Here is a 16,535-nt window from a genome sequence, read left to right as displayed (position 1 = left end):
GTGAAATAAAAAAAGGTAAAAAAATTGTATCTTTTTTTCGAAAAATTGCAGACAAAATGGATTTTTCATCGTCTAATAAGATATGGAGGTTATTACGATGATGAAAAAACATTGGTTACGTTGGGCTATTGTCGTCCCGGTACTTATTATATTGATTTTTATTACTCTTGGACCCCGCTTGTTGATCGGAAAGCCGAATGTGGATGCAGACGCTGCAGTGCTGATGGACATGCACACCGGGGAATTACTGATGGATGTGAATGGCGATAAGCCTATGCCTTCTGCAAATATGTCCAAGCTCATGACCGAGCTGTTGGTACTGGAGGATATTCGGACCGGACGGTTAGGCTGGAATGATGAGGTGCGAATTAGTCGTTATGCCAGTACGGTGGGTGGTGTGAATCTGTCTCTTCGGTATGGGGAAAGAATGACCGTATCTGAACTGTTCCAAAGTATGGTTGTGTATTCAGCGAATGACGCCGCTGTAGCGCTGGCAGAGCGTTCATCAGGGAATGAGTCCGCTTTTGTGAAGCGCATGAATGAAAAGGCTGCTCAAATTGGGCTGTCACCCGGTAGTCGCTTTAGTAATGCCTCTGGGGCTGGTCAGAGTGAATTGGGGCCGAACCATCCTAAGGATATTCGCGGAGAAACAAAAATGACGGCAAGCGACACTGCAAAGTTGGCCTCTTACTTGATTACGTCACATCCTGAGATTCTCAGAACGTCCAGCCGCACACAGATGGAATTGAAGGATAAGGGCATTTACATCAGTAATACGAACTGGATGCTGCCTTCCTTGGCTGGACCGTACTCTTATGCGGGGACGGACGGATTGAAAGCAGGGTACACAAGCGATGCTGGATACTGCTTCACTGGTACAGCTGAGCAGCATGGCAAACGATTAGTTGCTGTAGTGCTGGGTGCACCGAGCAAGGAAGAGCGTTTCGCACAGACACGGAAGCTGTTTGATTATGGTTTTTCTCTGTCCACCTCTTTTCCGGTACGATTGCAAAATTTGGTGAAACTGTCTCTGCATTAAGATAAAAGATAACTTTGAAAGCTACATAGAATACTTATATAAACGTAAATGAGGGCTTTGACCGTAAGGGCAAAGCCTTTTTTGTCATGAGTTTGAGGAACTAACCACGCCATGGCACTTTTGACAACAAGGTAGCAGACCTTTTATGCTTTGAGGGGAAGTTTCCGCTTCATGAGGGATCAATCCGGTTTAATGAAGAGATGGGATTTGTGGACGAAAGAAGGAAGGAAGCCATGATGGAGAGAAGACATAAGAGAAGGACCCGTGGAAAGCCCAAAAAGAAAAAGAGGTTTACCGCTCTATATATTTCATGTATTGTCTTGCTTTTAGTTGCAGTAGGGGGCTATCTATTCCGCAAACAGCTGACGCTCGTGGCTTTTGACTGGTTTGTGTCACCGACGCTGGAAAGCAAGCTGGAGAAATCCTACCAGCCTCGTCAATCCAAGGAACAACAGCCCCAAGAGACCATTGCTTACCAGAAGGAGCCTTTTTCGGTGTTATTACTGGGGACAGATCAACGGCCCAATGAAAAGGCACGTGGTCGCTCAGATACGGTGATATATGCTGCTGTACGGCCCGCAGAATCGCGTGTGCTCTTGATTTCTATCCCAAGGGATACGTATGTACAGATTGCCGGACATGATTCCAATCGAGATGGCGAGGATGATTTTGATAAGTTGGGGCATGCTTATGCGTTCGGAGGCGAGGATATGTCCATGGGCACTGTAGAGAAGCTGATGGAGCATAAGGTCGATTATTATGCTACGATTAATTTCCAGGGTATTCAGGATGCCGTGAATGCAGTGGGCGGAGTAGTGTTACCTATCGACCAGCCCATCGAGAATAAAAACCCGCTGCATATCAAGTTCCGTATTGAGGCGGGCAAGCCGCTTTATAATGGTGAAGAAGCCATGTATTATGTTAGGTATCGGGAAGATAGCGACTTCAACCGCACAAAACGTCAGCAAATTTTTTTGAACGCAATGGCGGATAGGCTGCTGAATATCGACGGAATTACCAAGATCCCGGAGTTGCTCGATATCATGGGGGCCAATTTCACAACGGATATGGAACCTGCCTTTATTACTGGGCTTGGCAAGCAAGCTATTTCACAAGGGAATCCACAAATCTCAAGTTTTACGATTACGGGGGAAGGGTTCAAGAAGAAGGGCCTGTACTATGACCGGGCTAATGAACAGGAACTTGAATATGCTAGACTTATGATTGCGAACTGGCTAGACTCTGATACAACCCCGCAGACGCTGAGGCTTCCCGACAAACAGGACATTCAGTGAGTAATCAATGGATTTATATTTGGATTTTGAGGGGGATTCGTTTCTCATGAATATTGCTTTTTTCTTGCTTCCCAAACAAGAGGTCGCTTGTGTAACGGCGGATGCTACTCTACGACAAACATTGGAACGAATGGAATATCACCGGTTCACAGCGGTTCCTATTTTGGATAAGGAAGGTAGATATACGGGTACGGTTACAGAGGGTGACCTATTGTGGCATATGAAAGAGTCCGAGGGGAAAATCACCTTTGAAAACGCTTCTAAGTTTATGCTCAAGGACGTTCCGCTGCGGGTTTCGATGAAACCTGTATCCATTGATGCCAATATGGAGGATCTGATTAATTTGGCGAAGGTACAAAACTTTGTGCCCGTTGTGGATGATATGGAAAGGTTTATCGGTATCGTGCGCCGCAGCCAAATTATTGAGTATTGTGAGAAATTTGTGTCTAAGGAATCGCTTAATACTTCAAGCTAAAATAAGCAGCAAAGCCGCACTGAAGATTACTATTAGCCTAGGGGCTAACAGTGTTGACATGGGCTTATAATAAGTAGCAAAGCTGCTCTGTAAATAACGATTTACCCTATGGGGTAACAGTTATTTTCAAAATAGGATATGCTATAATGGAGAATAAAGCTTTTTCAGAGGGGTGTGACTCTTCATCATATGCCTAAAGAAATGGATGTAGTTAAACGAGCCAAGGTTATTGAATGGCTTAAAACAGAGGTGCTTGACCAAGTCTCCCGTCTGTTTAAGGCGATGTGGGAAGGCAGTACAGTCCGTATTGGTGACTGTTTGGCCAGCCTGGTGATGAGCAGTTATATTCTGGGGAGGCGTCTTGGGGTGTCTTACCGTGAATTGGATGATCTACTCATCGACAAGCTAAGAAAGCACAGAAAAGAAGGACACCAGCTGGAGGATTGGTATCAGGACATTTCCGCACTGGAAGAACATATGCGTAAGAGGTGAAAACGTTGAAATTCCGCTTGGCCACTGTAGCATGGAGCGTTATTTATTTGCTTCTGCTGCTGACTCTATTGACACCATTTAGAATTATTACCGTATTTTTTCTGATTGTGCCTGGCGCTGTATTGTTTTCATCGCTGCCTTTCAAAGGATTTCTGGTTCACGTCATACCGGTGCTTTTAATTATAGCGCTACTCGATGTGTATTCGCTGCTTCCTGCGATTTACTTTCTGATTCCTTCTATATTGATGGGACGGATATATAAAAAGGGAGGATCTGCTTTTCAGGCGTTGATGACCGGAACGGGCATTATTTTAGCCGAATTGTTGTTTGTACTGTTTATCGCTACGTATTCCTTCGGGTTTGATCTTTCGCAGTCCCTTCGGGATCAGGCTGAGATATCGGCCAGTATTGTACAGCAGATTTTAAGTGCGAATCCGATGTTTGCGAATATGAGCTGGACAGCTGAAGATACGCAGAAACTCGGTACAATGCTGATTGGTAAAGTTCCATATGTGATGATCGTCAGCTCGTTTATACTGGCAGTGATCACACATGCTTTGGCACGTCCAGCATTGAGCAGTCTCGATGTGCCGGTACGTAAAATGAAGCCTGCCCGCGAGTGGATGCTACCACGCACGCTGATCTGGTACTATCTGCTGGCAATTGTAATTGGATGGATAGCGGATTCCTCCGATAGCAGCTGGATTCAAACGGTTTCCATTAGTATGCTACCGCTGATCCATGCATGTTTTATTATCCAGACAATTGGTTTTGTATACTTCTGGACGCATAGCCGTAAAATGAGCCCAGTGATTGCGTTGCTGCTGTCGCTCGTCGTTCTGGTGTTCCAGCCGCTCCGCATTATAGGTATTATTGATTTGGCCTTTCCGCTGCGTGAAGCTATTACAAGATCAAAGAAATAGGGTGAACAGTCATGCCTAAATTTCTACAAAAACGCTGGCACGGCTATCAGACGGTCTGGGCGTTTTTACTGCTGCTGGTGCTTGTCATATGTATTTCCATGTACAACTGGGAACTGGGTGTGATAGGACTGCTGCTATCATTCTTGCTCGGCGGATTGATGCTGAAGACGGAGCTGGATTTCCGTCGGGAACTGAATCAATATATCAGTGGCCTTTCCTTCCGGATCAAGCGGGTGGAGGGAGAAGCGATCAGTACACTGCCGTTCGGTATCATTTTATACAGTGAAAATCGAACGGTAGAATGGCACAATCGCTTTGCCAGTGAGATGTTCGAGGAGCAATCGTTGATTGGAGAGCCCCTTCAAGATTTGTTTCCTCAACTCGCAAACGCTCTAAGCACTAAAAAGGAAACAAAAGAGTCTGCTCGTGAACTAAAGGTGGAATTACAGCATGATGAGCGTCATTATCAGTTTCTAATCGTGCCTGATGAGCGTCTGATATATTTGTATGAAGTGACGGAGCTCGCGGTACTGCGCAAGCAGTATGAGAACGAGCGGTTAGCGCTTGGTATTGTCATGCTTGATAATATGGACGAGGCTGCTCAGGGAATGGACGATCAGCAGCGTACCGCGCTTATTGCGAAGGTTTCCAGCGAGATTACGTCTTGGGCCAATCAATACAATATTTATTTGCGCCGGTTGTCATCTGAGCGTTATCTTATTATGCTGAATCATAAAGCACTCCAGGAGCTGGAGCAAAGCCGATTCGTCATTTTGGATACCGTGCGGGAAATGACAGCAGATTTGAAAGTGCCGATGACATTGAGCATTGGCTTGTCTTTCGGCGCAGAGAGTATCAAGGAGCTGGGCGAACTAGCTCAATCCAGTCTAGATATGGCGCTTGGACGTGGGGGAGATCAGGCAGCAGTGAAAGCGGGACAGCGCCTGTCCTTTTACGGAGGCAAGTCCAATGCTGTCGAGAAGCGTACCAGGGTGCGTGCCCGAGTCATTGCGCATGCGCTGCGTGATCTGATGCAGGAGAGCGACCGTGTGCTGATTATGGGACACAAAATACCGGACATGGATGCAATAGGAGCAGCTATCGGTGTGTGGAAGGCTGCGGCACTTTACAATGTAGAGGCCCATATCGTACTGGACAAATCCAATCCGTCTATTGACCGAATGATGGAGCAGGTAAACAAGGATGAGAAGCTGTCGCAAGCGCTCATGACACCAGAGCAGTCGCTTCAGGTGATGACCGAGCATAGCCTGCTGGTTGTGGTGGATACGCACAAGGCGTCAATGACGATTGAGCCGCGTCTGGTGCAGACGGCCAGCCGGGTGGTGGTTGTGGATCATCACCGTCGGGGCGAGGAATTTATTAATGATTCTGTTCTGATCTATTTGGAGCCATACGCGTCATCGGCCTGTGAACTGGTGACTGAGCTGCTGCAATATATCCATGAAAAGGTCCAGCTGACACCGCTGGAGGCAACATCACTGCTGGCGGGGATTACGGTGGATACCAAGCATTTCTCCCTGCATACAGGCTCACGCACGTTTGAGGCAGCTGGCTTCTTAAGACGTAGTGGAGCAGATACAGTGATGATCCAGCGCATGTTAAAAGAGGACCTGGATGAATATATTGCTAAGGCGGAAATTATTAAGCATGCTAAAATGATATATGGGCATATCGCAATTGCGGTGACCGAGCCCGGACAAAAAATACCGCAGCTCCTGATTGCTCAGGTGGCGGATTCATTACTCAATATGACGGATGTACTGGCCTCCTTTGTGGTCAGTGAACGTCCTGACGGTCTGGTGGGGATCAGCGCCCGATCACTCGGACGCATGAACGTACAGGTCGTCATGGAACGGCTAGGCGGCGGAGGACATCTGACGAATGCGGCGGTTCAGCTGGATTGCTCGCTGGAGGAAGCTAAGCGCAGAGTGGTCGACGTACTGGCCGAAATTGATGGGGAAGAGGGGTTATTTGAATGAAAGTAATATTCATTAAAGATATGAAGGGCCAAGGTAAGAAGGGGCAGGTTAAGGAAGTATCCGACGGTTATGCAGCGAATTTTCTGTTGCCGCGTGGGATTGCCCGTCCAGCAACGGAAGGAAATATGAAGACGCTGGAAAACCAAAATGCTGCTGAGGAGAAACGCAAGCAAGAGGAAAAGGAAGAGGCACAAGTACTCGGCAAAAAGCTGGAAGAGACTACAATTCAGCTCAAAGCAAAGGCTGGAGGAGGCGGACGTCTGTTCGGCGCGATTACAAGCAAGCAAATCGCAGAGGCTGTTGCTAAAACAGGCATCAAGCTGGACAAACGCAAAATCGAGCTGGAAGAACCGATTCGTACGTTGGGCGTGACTCAAATGACCGTCAAGCTTCATCCTGAGGTCAAAGCTACGCTGAAAGTACAGGTGACTGAAGAATAATTATGGGCGGCGAATTTTTTGATCGGATTCCTCCGCAAAATCTGGAGGCTGAACAGGCGGTTATTGGGTCTATTTTGCTTCAGTCTGAAGCACTGATTACCGCAATGGAGCGGGTGCAGACCGAGGACTTTTACGATAAAGCTCATCAAATGATTTACGAAGCAATGATTGAGCTGGGTGAATCCGGACAGCCGATTGACTTGGTTACGCTGACCTCGAAAATTCAGGACAAAGGTCAGCTGGAGGATATCGGCGGTGTCAGTTATCTGGCGAAGCTGGCTCACGGGGTGCCAACAGCGGCTAACGTGGATTACTATGCCCAGATCATTGAAGAAAAAGCGATGCTTCGTCGCTTGATTCGTGCAGCTACACAGATTGTGAGCGAAGGCTATAGCAGTGGCGAGGATGTCGCCGGTATGCTGAGTGATGCTGAGCGCAAGATTATGGAAATCTCCAACGGGCGCTCAGGCAGTGGTTTTATCGCCATCCGCGATGTCGTGATGGAAGTGTTCGACCGCGTTGAATTGCTGCATCAGAACAAGGGAAACACGACCGGAATTCCGTCCGGATTCGTTGACCTGGACAAGATGACGGCGGGTTTCCAGCGCAATGACCTGATCATTGTGGCTGCCCGTCCATCTGTAGGTAAAACGGCATTCGCCCTGAATATTGCACAAAACGTTGCAGTACGGGCAAAAGAGACGGTTGCCATCTTCAGTCTGGAGATGTCGGCGGCTCAGCTCGTGCAGCGGATGATCTGTGCCGAGGCTAACTTGGACGCGAACGTCATGCGGACAGGTGAATTTAAAGGCGACGACGATTGGGCGAAGCTGACGATGGGCATTGCAGCCTTGTCAGAGGCGGAAATCTATATCGATGATACGCCCGGCATCACTGTGGCTGATATCCGTGCCAAATGCCGCCGTCTCAAGGCGGAAAAGGGATTGGGTATGATCGTTATTGACTACTTGCAGCTCATTCACGGACGCGGCAAAGCGGGCGAGAACCGGCAGCAGGAGGTATCCGAAATTTCACGGACATTGAAACAAATCGCCCGTGAGCTTGAAGTGCCTGTAATTGCCCTTTCCCAGCTGAGCCGGGGTGTGGAGCAGCGTCAAGATAAGCGGCCCATGATGAGTGACTTGCGGGAATCGGGTTCCATTGAGCAGGATGCTGACATCGTTGCGTTTCTGTACCGGGATGATTATTATAATCAGGAAACAGAAAAGAAGAATATTATTGAAATTATCATTGCCAAGCAGCGTAACGGCCCGGTCGGTACGGTAGAGCTGGTATTTCTCAAAAATTATAATAAATTCGCTAATTACGAGCGTGCCCATTCGGATGCGTTCGCCGGTTAATATAGTTGTATGATTAGAAAAGGCTCTTTCGACGCGGGTATCGCGATTACGAGAGAGCCTTTTTTATAGAATTCATATATTTTCATAGAACGATTGAAACTCTCAATTACGAACAATACTATTTTCATGTAATATAATGTTCGCTTTTTATTTGACTTTGAAAAATGGTACTGGTACACTTATAGTGCTGCTTCAACGTAGTGGGGAGATCATTACGCCCGGGGCTTTCCGAACTTACGGAATGTCTGCGACGGACGTTTTTTCCTGCTGTCCGAGAACGCTCCATACCTGCCCGCTGAGGCGGTTGAAGCCAGATATGTGTTAGCGCGTCAGCTCAAAATCAGAGTGTCTGTGGGCACTCCACGGAGGAATGAAACATGTCAACTGTAGTCGTTGTGGGGACACAATGGGGAGACGAAGGCAAAGGTAAAATCACGGACTATCTGGCGGAAAGCGCTGAAGTAGTGGCCCGTTACCAAGGCGGAAACAATGCTGGTCATACGATTCTCATTGACGGTAAAAAGTATAAGCTGAGCCTGATTCCATCCGGCGTTTTTTATGAAGATAAAAAGTGTGTTATTGGCAACGGCATGGTAGTGAATCCAGCCGCTCTTATTGAAGAAATTACTTATATTCATGATAATGGATTTTCCACGAAAAATTTGGTCATTAGTGACCGCGCACATGTCATTATGCCTTACCATATGACGTTGGACGTGCTGGAAGAAGACCGCAAAGGTCCTAACAAAATTGGTACTACCCGTAAAGGGATTGGCCCTGCTTATATGGATAAAGCTGCTCGTAACGGTATTCGTATTGCTGATTTGCTGGAAGCAGAAGAATTCGAAAAGAAACTGCGCCATCTAACGAAGGAAAAGAATCAAGTGATTGAGCAAGTATACGGCGGCGAGCCGCTGGATGTTGAAGAAATATTGAAACAGTATCTGGAATATGCTGAGTTTATTCGTCCTTATGTAGCGGATACGTCTGTTGTGCTGAACGATGCAATTGACGCCAATCGTAAGGTGTTGTTTGAAGGTGCACAAGGCGTTATGCTCGATATCGACCAAGGTACGTATCCATACGTTACGTCCTCTAACCCGTCGGCTGGCGGCGTATGTATCGGTTCTGGTGTAGGCCCATCCAAAATTCAACAAGTGATCGGTGTAGCTAAATCGTACACAACTCGTGTAGGGGATGGACCTTTCCCAACGGAACTACACGATGAAGTCGGCGATTACATTCGTGAAACAGGCCATGAGTACGGTACGGTTACAGGTCGTCCTCGCCGCGTAGGCTGGTTTGACAGCGTCGTTGTGCGCCATGCCCGTCGTGTTAGTGGATTAACTGGTCTTTCCCTGAACTCGCTGGACGTATTGACAGGCCTGAAAACAGTTAAGATCTGTACAGGCTACAAATACCGCGGCGAGATCATCACGCATTATCCAGCTAGCCTGAAAATGCTGGCAGAGTGCGAGGCGGTATATGAGGAAATGCCAGGCTGGAACGAAGACATTACTGGCGTGAAGACGCTGGAGGAACTGCCGGAGACTACCCGCCATTACGTACAACGCGTATCCGAGTTGACAGGTATTCCAATCGCTATTTTCTCGGTTGGTCGTAACCGCGATCAAACGAACCAAGTGCTTCCGATTTATTTGTAAAATATCCGTAGGATTCTATGAGGGCGTCATGCCTGTTTAATCATATAACTATTCCTGCTAAATCAAGGGGAGAGGGGCAATTCATGCCTCCCTCTTCTTTTTTATATGGATGTGTTGGTGCTAGTTTTACATATTCCAAGGGTTAAAAATCGTCATATCTCGTCAATACTGGTCTATATGCACTTCATGATGTACACATGGCAAGATGCGTATAAGGAGGTAACGGGATATGAGGTGGCTTGGATGGCTGCTTAAAAAAGGAATGACGGTGGTGCTGGTCAGCGCGCTGACACTGGCAGTGACCGGTGTGGTCGTGAATGCTTATGTTCAATCGCTGTTACGGCAATTTAACATTCAGCTCGATCATCAGCCGATATGGGGATGGGGCTGGCTAAAAGGCAGCGCTGGTACTGATCAAAGTACAGGTACAGGGAGGAGCAAGACGACAGGGAGCGACTCTGGAAGTGTAACACCGCCTGATAATGCTTTGCCTGTCATGGGACAGGGCTTAGAAGAAAGCGGAAATAAGACAGGTGGTGCATCCAATGACAAGGGATCTCAGGAAGGGACCACGTCGGCCGGAACACCAGACAGTGAGCCGCGTCAGCAGGCAGAAGGTACAGCTACACCTGAAACGAGTATCGAAGGCCATGATTTGGTCATTACGCCCGACCATCTGACGGAGAAAAAGAACAATTTACCGGCGGCTCAGAAGCAGGAGATTTTTACGATTCTTATGAATAAACTGCCGCCGGAAGAAATGCAGAAAATATCAGCTGCGATGGAAGGCGGTCTCACCGAGCAGGAGCTGCAAGATATTCAGCAGGTGCTTGCGAAGTATTTGACCAAAGAGGAATATAACAAATTGATGGGTATGCTTAAATAATGCATAAATAAAACGCATAAATGTATGGGCAATGTTAATGCTCAAAACAGGACTGTAGAATCCGCGCCGGGCGCGGATTTTTTTGCGTGCTAGGAAGTAATTGGAGTGCAGTTGAATTCTTTGTAAAAGCTATGTTAAAGTAAACTGTGTTGTGAAAAGGTTAAATTTTTGAAACCTTTTACATAACTATGCAATGCTAGATAGCGACTATTATCATAGATAAGCTTGTAAAATGGCTACTTTTATCATGTAAAAGGACAATAATGAACGCATTTAATAGAGATAGGATATGCTGAAAAGGAGAGAACCATGGAGGTTTCTAAGGGGAAGTTATCACCAGACCACAGGAATGGAAATTCAAGCGTTGAAAGCAATTCTGCTGATAAAGCAGGGAAAATAGCAACATGGTGGAACGGACGGAAAAGATGGTTAAGTTGGACGGCAGGCGGCATTGTGATTGTTGGCGGTCTTATTTTTGCTAGCAATCAGTATGTTGGTGCCAATACGGTTCCTTATTATAAAGTGTATGTTAAAGGCGTTGAGGTCGGCAGTATCCTGAATGAACAACAGCTTAAGCAACTGTACACAACGAAGAGCAAACAGTATAAAGACAAGTATCCTGACGTGCAAATGGTGCTCAATACGAGCGCGGTCACGACGAGCACGGAAAAGGCATATAAGGCAGATATCGATAGCGCAGCCACGTTGAAGAAGCTGGATGGCATGCTGACTGCCTATGCCAAAGGAGTAGAAGTGAAGGTCAACGGACAGACGGTTGGCATTGTAAAGGATAAAGCGACGGCACAAGCGGCTTTAAAGCAAGTGCAGAAGAAATACACACCTGCGGGTGAAGGTACGGCTTCAGGCATCAAGGGGCTAGTTCGCAAAACATCCGTGGGGAGTAGTCATGCTAGCGCAAGCACGAAGGCGCCTAAAGCATGGCTGGAGTCTACCAGTATCCGTGAAAAGATTGCGTATGAGCCGGTGAAAGCAGATCCGAACAAGGTGCTGACGGAGGCAGAAGCGGTTAAGGTATTGACCGAGGGACGTGAAGCTCCTACAACCTATACGGTGCAAGAAGGCGATTCTTTGTCGTCGATTGCTACGAAGTTCGATACGACGGCTTGGGAGATTAAGCAGAACAATCCCGGTCTGCGTGAGTTGTATTTGCAAATTGGGGACGAGTTAAAGGTCACAGCTCCCAAGGTACCTGTTACGGTACGAACGGTAGAAAAGGTCGTCGAGCAGATTGCTATCGAGCCTGAAGTAGAGATTCGCCAGAGCGATGAATTGAAGGCAGGAGTTACGAAAGTGGTCAGACCGGGACAAGCAGGTCTTAAAGAGATGGACTACCGTTTGACCAAGGAGAACGGTGAGGTCGTGCAAGAGGAATGGCTCGGTCAAAAGGTGTTACAGCCGTCTGTTACCGAGGTGGTTCTGAGAGGAACGAAAGTCGAGGGGGAAGGCTCGGGCCAATTTGCCTGGCCGACTGCGGGTGCAATCATGACGAGCAGCTTCGGAGGACGTTGGGGACGTATGCATGAAGGTGTTGACTTGGTCGGCGATCATACGATTCAAGCATCTGATGAAGGTGTCGTCACATTTGCCGGTCAGCAGAATGGCTATGGTAATGTCATTATGATTGATCATCGCAACGGCTATCAAACAGTATACGGGCATTTGAACAGTATTGGTGTCCATGTGGGACAGGTTGTTCAGCAAGGTGAAGCGATTGGTATCATGGGAAGCACCGGACGTTCCACAGGCACACATGTTCACTTTGAGATTCGCAAAAATAATACGCCACAAAATCCAATGACGTATTTAAGATAGATTGGATGTTTAAATCGAGAGTTATGTGATTCGATGAGGATCAAGGAGGAAGACCATGTTTTCTGCATGCTTAACAGCCAGGTGCAGGCATGGTTTTTTCTGCGTAAAGAAAAGGGTCTGGAAAAGTAATGGAATAGCGTACGGGTATGATAGAATAGAATAAGCATCTTATGGGTACTGACAAACGAAAGTTAATAATAGATGATGATCCGTGAGAAGAGGTGAACGCTGTATGCAAGGGACGATTCTAGTAGTGGATGATGAACAACCTATCGCTGATATTTTGAAATTTAATTTGGAAAAAGAGGGCTACGAGGTCATTTGCGCCTTTGATGGAATCAGTGCGGTGGATATCGCGGTTAAGCAACAGCCAGACCTGATTTTGCTGGACCTGATGCTGCCGGGCATGGACGGTATGGACGTATGCCGCGAGGTGCGCGGACATCAGCTTCAGACGCCAATTATTATGCTGACTGCCAAGGACGGGGAAATCGACAAAGTGCTAGGGCTGGAGCTGGGGGCGGACGATTATGTGACGAAGCCGTTCAGCACACGGGAATTGCTGGCACGGGTAAAGGCACAGATGCGCAGACAGCAACGTGGTATGGCGGGCACGCCGGAAAACCGCTCACAGGAGGAAAAGCAGGGGCTGCGTGTAGGCGATCTCTTTTTTGATGCAGATATGTATACAGCCTATAAAAATGGAACTCCACTTGACCTGACGCACCGCGAGTATGAACTTCTGTATTATATGGCGAAAAATGCAGGCAAGGTCATGACTCGCGAGCATTTGCTTCAAGCGGTATGGGGATTTGAATACTACGGGGATGTGCGGACGGTAGACGTGACGATCCGGCGGCTGCGCGAGAAGATTGAGGAAAACCCGAGCAAGCCGGAGACCATCCTGACACGCCGCGGCCTCGGATATATCGTTAGCGGGGGCAAAGGTGGCCTGCGGGCATGAGATGGCTGTCCTTCTTTCGTACCATTCATGCCAAGCTGATTATTATCTATGTGCTGCTAATCTTGGTGGCCATGCAGTTGATTGGAGTCTATTTTGTCAGCTCGATGAAGAACTCGTTGACGAGTAATTTCACGCAGGATTTGCAAGCACGGGCGGAGATGCTGTCCGTGCTGGCGGAGCAGGATCTGAGTGGCAGTGATGGCAAAATGGAGGAAGATAGCGTCGAAAGTCTGCGTGCACGCGTGAATAACTTGTTTGACTTCAGCGGCGCGGAAATTCAGGTGCTGGATGCCAGTGGCAAAGTACTGATTACTTCTCAAGGCTCTCATGCTGACTATGTCGGACGTAAAAATACGCAGACAGTGGTTAGCCGCGCACTCCAAGGAATCCGTGATAACGAGGAATATATGGTGGACGAAGATAACGTCCGCAAGAAGGTCGTCGCCAAGCCTGTCATCAGCCAAGGCAAAATCGTCGGTGCTGTGTACATCGCTGCTTCCATGGCTGAGCTGTACGATACGATGAAACGCATTAACAATGTGTTTCTCTCAGGTATGCTGATTGCGCTCGCGTTGACGGCTGTGCTGGGCGTGGTGTTGGCCCACACGATTACGCATCCAATCAAAGTGATGACACGTCATGCAACGGAGGTCGCTGAGGGCAAGTTTGACCAGCAGATGCCAGTGTTTGGCGAAGATGAAATCGGTAGGCTGAGTGTGGCCTTTAACTATATGACAGGACGTCTACGTGAGGCCCTGTCGCAGAATGAGGAGGAGAAGGAAAAGCTCTCCTCCATCTTGACCAATATGAGCGACGGTGTGGTCGCTACCGACGATCATGGCCGGGTCATTCTGGTCAACCGCCGGGCCAGCGCCATGCTGGGCGTGAACGAGAATGAAATGACCGGTAGACATATCGCGGTACTGCTGGGGATCGACCCGGAGGAAACCGAGGCCCTGTACAGCGGATCGTCCGCTTCTACGCTCTTGCAGCTGGAGCCGGCCGGTCAGGATGAACCCATCGTCATCCGCGTGACCTTTACACCCATTCATCGGCGCGAATTTGGCATTACGGGCACGATTGCTGTGCTTCAGGACGTGACGGAGCAGGAAGAGATGGAGACGACGCGGCGGGAATTCGTCGCTAATGTATCTCATGAGCTGCGCACACCGCTGACGACGATCCGCAGCTACGCTGAAGCGCTGGATGACGGCGCGATGGCTGAGCCGCAGCTCGCAGAGCGTTTTGTAGGTGTCATCCGTAACGAGACGGAGCGTATGATCCGGCTGGTTACGGATTTGCTGCATCTGTCGCGGCTCGATTCCAATGAGGCGCCTCTGCGGATGCAGCCTGCCGATGTGATGGAGATGCTGGACGAGGTCGCGGATCGGTTTTCCTTTCAAATGAAGCAAAAACACATTCGCTCAGGGATGTTCGTAGAGCAGGGGATTGGCAAGGTCGTGATCGACCGTGATCAGATTGATCAGGTGCTGGACAATCTGATGTCCAATGCGTTGAAATATACGCCGGAAGGTGGAAGTATTCGGATCGAGGCTCGCCGCAACCATGAGGGAATGCTGGCTATTTCGGTGCAGGATACCGGAATTGGTATTCCCAAAAAAGATCTGGACCGGATTTTTGAACGGTTTTATCGTGTGGACAAAGCGAGATCGCGCAATATGGGTGGCACAGGACTGGGACTGTCGATTGCCCGGGAAATTGTAAAGGCCCATGGAGGTCAGATTTTCCTGGAGTCTGAATATGGTCAGGGAACTTGTACAACCTTTACGCTGCCTATGTCGGGTGAAGGGAGGGAAGCACAGTGAAGGAACGTTTGAAGTCCTGGACGCTTGTTTTGCTGGTGGCTTCCAGTCTGGTTCAGACTTATTTTTTGATCTACCGTCTTCCGGGCAGTGATTCTGTACTCACTTCAGAAACGAACTATGTCAAAACTGAAAGCATGGGGCAGGAGAAAAAGATTGAAAATCTTGTATTCCCTGATAGGATGCTAATTCATCAAGGTGAGAAGAAACATACCGTTTTTTATCCGGGGGTTACTTTTTACGATTTGATTTATACACGGCTGGAAAGCCGAAGCTTTAACAATTTCCAACGCCGGAGTATCCAGTCAGCGGACTGGGCACGGATTCGCAGTGAGAATGAGGGGATCGAATTATCATTTTCCGGCGGGGTTCCGGTTTCATTACTGGAACGAGTCATGCGTCTGACGCCGGATTCAGTATTTCAGGGGGAGACGATTAACCGCATCTGGATCTATATCGACGAAAAGAATGCCAAGCCGCACGCGCTCTTTTTTAGTGCCAGAGGCGATGTGGTGTATGAGGCGAACCAGTTCGATATGACGGTAGAAGACATTCGGCAGCATGTGAATTTTGGGAAAAACGCCCCGTTGTACAAGCTGGTGAATAATCAGTATTACATTCCCGTGGATGACCTGGAGACTGTACAGCCTGTGGTATATGCCGGGTTGTTTACGACAGAACAGATGCAGCGGAATTTATTTTTCGATCCGGGCATTACGCGCAATATTCAGGAAAAAGACGGTTCCCAGATTTATACAGATAGCAAGCGTAGCTTACAGATCAAGCAGGATCAACGTTGGATGAGCTATACCGATCCTAGTGCACCGGGAGCGGATGGAAGCAGCCCAATTAGGGACGTGTTGGCCGCAGTTGATTTTGTAAATCAGCATGGCGGTTGGGATGCTGCGTATCAGATGAAATTGAGAAGCAGCGATGAAAATCGCACGAGTGTGATGTTCCAGCAGTATTATGGCGCTTATCCGGTGCTGGATACGCCATCGTTCCGATTTGGTACGATCTCCTTGCAAATCCAGCAGGAAACGGCATCTGTCTATGATCGTTCGTTGCTGTATCTCAAGGGTGGGGAGCAATCCTCGAAGAAAGTGATGCTCCCAGGCGGTGAGACCTTGGAGAAGCAACTGCAAACGGTAGGCGACGGCAAGTCGATTAGAGATCTGACTCCTGTATATCAGCCAGAGCTGATCAATGACGGATTGAAGCTCATCCCAGAGTGGCGTGTTACGTTCAGCGACGGTTCTGTTGCAGAGATTCATGCTGTTCCTGTAACGACAGCATCCAATACAACATTAAAAAAGTCAGACCAAGAGACAAAGTGATAA

General features: G+C 48.2%; 14 protein-coding genes. All 14 read left to right on the top strand.

Annotation, left to right across the window (positions count from 1 at the left end):
* The first annotated feature begins 97 nt into the window (after nt 1-97).
* Entirely contained in the window at nt 98-1,039 is a 942-nt protein-coding gene (locus tag MMB75_RS24245) for a D-alanyl-D-alanine carboxypeptidase family protein (RefSeq protein ID WP_016822459.1), read from the top strand.
* A 233-nt stretch (nt 1,040-1,272) separates the two neighbouring features.
* The gene (locus MMB75_RS24240; RefSeq protein ID WP_045244807.1) at nt 1,273-2,334 is read left to right on the top strand and encodes an LCP family protein; all 1,062 of its coding nucleotides are present in this window, start codon (nt 1,273-1,275) and stop codon (nt 2,332-2,334) included.
* A 46-nt stretch (nt 2,335-2,380) separates the two neighbouring features.
* A complete protein-coding gene (locus MMB75_RS24235; protein ID WP_013373897.1) occupies nt 2,381-2,809 on the top strand; it encodes a CBS domain-containing protein in 429 nt (142 codons plus the stop codon).
* Between the two features lie 189 nt (nt 2,810-2,998).
* Nucleotides 2,999-3,301 carry a MazG-like family protein gene (locus MMB75_RS24230; RefSeq protein ID WP_013373896.1) on the top strand — a complete coding sequence of 101 codons (303 nt, stop codon included), beginning with the start codon at nt 2,999-3,001 and terminating at the stop codon, nt 3,299-3,301.
* Between the two features lie 5 nt (nt 3,302-3,306).
* Nucleotides 3,307-4,224 (top strand): DUF2232 domain-containing protein, encoded by a 918-nt coding sequence (locus MMB75_RS24225; RefSeq protein WP_016822461.1) that lies wholly within the window; start codon nt 3,307-3,309, stop codon nt 4,222-4,224.
* 11 nt (nt 4,225-4,235) lie between these two features.
* Nucleotides 4,236-6,224 carry a DHH family phosphoesterase gene (locus tag MMB75_RS24220; protein ID WP_016822462.1) on the top strand — a complete coding sequence of 663 codons (1,989 nt, stop codon included), beginning with the start codon at nt 4,236-4,238 and terminating at the stop codon, nt 6,222-6,224.
* Nucleotides 6,221-6,664, top strand: a complete 444-nt coding sequence (rplI, locus tag MMB75_RS24215) for a 50S ribosomal protein L9 (protein ID WP_045244806.1) — start codon at nt 6,221-6,223, stop codon at nt 6,662-6,664. The genes MMB75_RS24220 and rplI overlap by 4 nt, the downstream gene beginning before the upstream one ends.
* 2 nt (nt 6,665-6,666) lie before the next feature.
* Nucleotides 6,667-8,025 (top strand): replicative DNA helicase, encoded by a 1,359-nt coding sequence (dnaB, locus tag MMB75_RS24210; protein ID WP_013373892.1) that lies wholly within the window; start codon nt 6,667-6,669, stop codon nt 8,023-8,025.
* A 377-nt stretch (nt 8,026-8,402) separates the two neighbouring features.
* Nucleotides 8,403-9,689 (top strand): adenylosuccinate synthase, encoded by a 1,287-nt coding sequence (locus MMB75_RS24205; RefSeq protein WP_016822464.1) that lies wholly within the window; start codon nt 8,403-8,405, stop codon nt 9,687-9,689.
* 229 nt (nt 9,690-9,918) lie between these two features.
* Nucleotides 9,919-10,575 (top strand): hypothetical protein, encoded by a 657-nt coding sequence (locus MMB75_RS24200; protein ID WP_045244805.1) that lies wholly within the window; start codon nt 9,919-9,921, stop codon nt 10,573-10,575.
* Nucleotides 10,576-10,884: 309 nt separating this feature from the next.
* Nucleotides 10,885-12,408 (top strand): M23 family metallopeptidase, encoded by a 1,524-nt coding sequence (locus MMB75_RS24195; protein ID WP_031462538.1) that lies wholly within the window; start codon nt 10,885-10,887, stop codon nt 12,406-12,408.
* Nucleotides 12,409-12,640: 232 nt separating this feature from the next.
* Nucleotides 12,641-13,372: a response regulator YycF gene (gene yycF, locus MMB75_RS24190; protein WP_017425992.1), complete on the top strand. Its 732-nt coding sequence runs from the start codon at nt 12,641-12,643 to the stop codon at nt 13,370-13,372.
* A complete protein-coding gene (walK, locus tag MMB75_RS24185) occupies nt 13,369-15,198 on the top strand; it encodes a cell wall metabolism sensor histidine kinase WalK (RefSeq protein WP_025366252.1) in 1,830 nt (609 codons plus the stop codon). Before yycF ends, walK begins: the two co-directional genes overlap by 4 nt.
* Nucleotides 15,195-16,532: a YycH family regulatory protein gene (locus MMB75_RS24180; RefSeq protein ID WP_019689082.1), complete on the top strand. Its 1,338-nt coding sequence runs from the start codon at nt 15,195-15,197 to the stop codon at nt 16,530-16,532. The genes walK and MMB75_RS24180 overlap by 4 nt, the downstream gene beginning before the upstream one ends.
* Nucleotides 16,533-16,535 lie beyond the last annotated feature (3 nt).

The sequence above is a fragment of the Paenibacillus sp. P2(2022) genome, assembly GCF_029522175.1.
Lineage (GTDB): Bacteria > Bacillota > Bacilli > Paenibacillales > Paenibacillaceae > Paenibacillus > Paenibacillus polymyxa.
This window is presented reverse-complemented; position numbering and strand designations above follow the sequence as displayed.